The sequence below is a fragment of the Pseudoalteromonas sp. Angola-4 genome, from assembly GCF_028599265.1.
Lineage (GTDB): Bacteria > Pseudomonadota > Gammaproteobacteria > Enterobacterales > Alteromonadaceae > Pseudoalteromonas > Pseudoalteromonas atlantica.
Genome location: NZ_JAQREK010000038.1, coordinates 1 through 3,213 on the forward strand (window position 1 = coordinate 1; position 3,213 = coordinate 3,213).

The 3,213-nt window shown below is 50.7% G+C and carries 1 protein-coding gene; it reads right to left on the minus strand.

The window, feature by feature from the left end:
• Positions 1-3,213 (minus strand): beta strand repeat-containing protein (locus tag PSH48_RS20610; protein WP_443197875.1); only part of this gene is annotated, 3,213 nt, incomplete at both ends.

Genomic DNA, 3,213 nt, shown 5'->3' on the forward strand with positions numbered 1-3,213 from the left:
CAGTGAGTGTGCCGTCGTTTAGTGCGCTTGCATCAATCGGATCAGTAACATACTCGCCATTTTGAACGGTTGCTTGAACTTCAATTGGCGCGTTTATACCATCGCTCAAAGTGATGGTAACAGTTTGGCCGTCTTCAACATCAGTCACTGTACCACGTATAACCATGGCGGCGCTTTCGCCGTTGCCATTAATCACGCCGTCGGCTGTTTTATCAATGCTGGTTGTAATAACTGCGGTGTTATCAAGCTCGACTGCATCTTGTGCTGAAATTGGATTGCCAGCCACATCAGACACGCTAGCTGTGGCGGTGAGTGTCCCGTCGTTTAATGCGCTTGCATCAATCGGATCGGTGACGTATTCGCCGTTTTGCACAAGCGCCGTGGTTTCAACTTGGTTTGTGCCATCACTGATGATCACCGTCACAGTTTGACCGTCTTCCACATCGCTAACCGTACCACGCACAACCATGGCGGCGCTTTCGCCGTTGCCGTTAATCACGCCGTCGGCGGTTTTATCAATGCTGGTTGTGATCGCTGCGGTGTTATCAAGTTCGACGCTATCTTGCGCGTTTACAGGGTTACCCGCTAAATCTGACACGCTTGTTGTAGCGGTGAGTGTGCCGTCGTTTAATGCGCTGGCATCAATCGGATCAGTAACGTATTCGCCGTTTTGCACAAGCGCCGTGGTTTCAACTTGGTTTGTGCCATCACTGAGGATCACCGTCACAGTTTGGCCGTCTTCCACATCAGTCACAGTACCACGCACGACCATGGCGGCGCTTTCGCCGTTGCCATTAATCACGCCGTCGGCGGTTTTATCAATGCTGGTTGTGATCGCTGCGGTGTTGTCAAGTTCAACTGTATCCTCAGCTGTAACAGGGTTACCTGCCACATCGGATACGCTGGCTGTAGCAGTGAGTGTGCCGTCGTTTAGTGCGCTTGCATCAATCGGATCAGTAACATACTCGCCATTTTGAACGGTTGCTTGAACTTCAATTGGCGCGTTTATACCATCGCTCAAAGTGATGGTAACAGTTTGGCCGTCTTCAACGTCAGTCACTGTGCCGCGTATAACCATGGCGGCGCTTTCGCCATTACCATTAATCACGCCGTCGGTTGTTTTATCAATACTAGTTGTAATAACTGCAGTGTTATCAAGTTCGACTGAATCTTGTGCTGAAATCGGGTTACCCGCTAAATCTGACACGCTTGCTATGGCGGTGAGCGTGCCGTCGTTTAGTGCGCTTGCGTCAATCGGATCGGTAACGTATTCGCCGTTTTGCACAAGCGCCGTGGTTTCAACTTGGTTTGTACCATCACTGATAATAACAGTAACAGTTTGACCGTCTTCCACATCGCTCACCGTGCCACGCACGACCATGGCGGCGCTTTCACCGTTACCATTAATCACGCCGTCGGCGGTTTTATCAATGCTGGTTGTGAGCGCTGCGGTGTTATCAAGTTCGACGCTATCTTGCGCGTTTACAGGGTTACCTGCCACATCGGATACGCTGGCGGTAGCGGTGAGTGTGCCGTCGTTTAATGCGCTTGCATCAATCGGATCGGTGACGTATTCGCCGTTTTGTACAAGTGCCGTGGTTTCAACTTGGTTTGTGCCATCACTGATGATCACCGTCACAGTTTGGCCGTCTTCCACATCAGTCACAGTACCACGCACGACCATGGCGGCGCTTTCGCCGTTGCCATTAATCACGCCGTCGGCGGTTTTATCAATGCTGGTTGTGATCGCTGCGGTGTTATCAAGTTCAACTGTATCCTCAGCTGTAACAGGGTTACCTGCCACATCGGATACGGTGGCTGTAGCAGTGAGTGTGCCGTCGTTTAGTGCGCTTGCATCAATCAGATCAGTAACATACTCGCCACTTTGAACGGTTGCTTGAACTTCAATTGGCGCGTTTATACCATCGCTCAAAGTGATGGTAACAGTTTGGCCGTCTTCAACATCAGTCACTGTGCCACGTATAACCATGGCGGCGCTTTCGCCGTTGCCGTTAATCACGCCGTCGGCGGTTTTATCAATGCTGGTTGTAATAACTGCGGTGTTATCAAGCTCGACTGAATCTTGTGCTGAAATCGGGTTGCCTGCCACATCGGATACGCTGGCTGTGGCAGTGAGTGTGCCATCGTTTAGTGCGCTTGCATCAATCGGATCGGTAACATATTCGCCGTTTTGCACAAGCGCCGTGGTTTCAACTTGGTTTGTCCCATCACTGATGATCACCGTCACGGTTTGACCGTCTTCCACATCGCTCACCGTGCCACGTATAACCATGGCGGCGCTTTCACCGTTACCATTAATCACGCCGTCGGCTGTTTTATCAATACTAGTTGTAATAACTGCGGTGTTATCAAGTTCGACTGAATCTTGTGCTGAAATCGGGTTACCCGCTAAATCTGACACGCTTGCTGTAGCGGTGAGCGTGCCGTCATTTAATGCGCTTGCGTCAATCGGGTCGGTAACGTATTCGCCGTTTTGTACAAGTGCCGTGGTTTCAACTTGGTTTGTGCCATCACTGATGATCACCGTCACAGTTTGGCCGTCTTCCACATCAGTCACAGTACCACGCACGACCATGGCTGCACTTTCACCGTTGCCATTAATCACGCCGTCGGCGGTTTTATCAATGCTGGTTGTAATAACTGCGGTGTTATCAAGCTCGACTGCATCTTGTGCTGAAATTGGGTTGCCTGCCACATCAGACACGCTAGCCGTGGCGGTGAGCGTACCATCGTTTAGTGCGCTTGCATCAATTGGATCGGTGACGTATTCGCCGTTTTGTACAAGTGCCGTGGTTTCAACTTGGTTTGTACCATCACTGATAATAACAGTAACAGTTTGGCCGTCTTCAACGTCAGTCACTGTGCCGCGTATAACCATGGCGGCGCTTTCGCCATTACCATTAATCACGCCGTCGGTTGTTTTATCAATACTAGTTGTAATAACTGCAGTGTTATCAAGTTCGACTGAATCTTGTGCTGAAATCGGGTTACCCGCTAAATCTGACACGCTTGCTATGGCGGTGAGCGTGCCGTCGTTTAGTGCGCTTGCGTCAATCGGATCGGTAACGTATTCGCCGTTTTGCACAAGCGCCGTGGTTTCAACTTGGTTTGTGCCATCACTGATGATCACCGTCACGGTTTGACCGTCTTCCACATCGCTTACCGTGCCACGCACGACCATGGCGGCGCTTT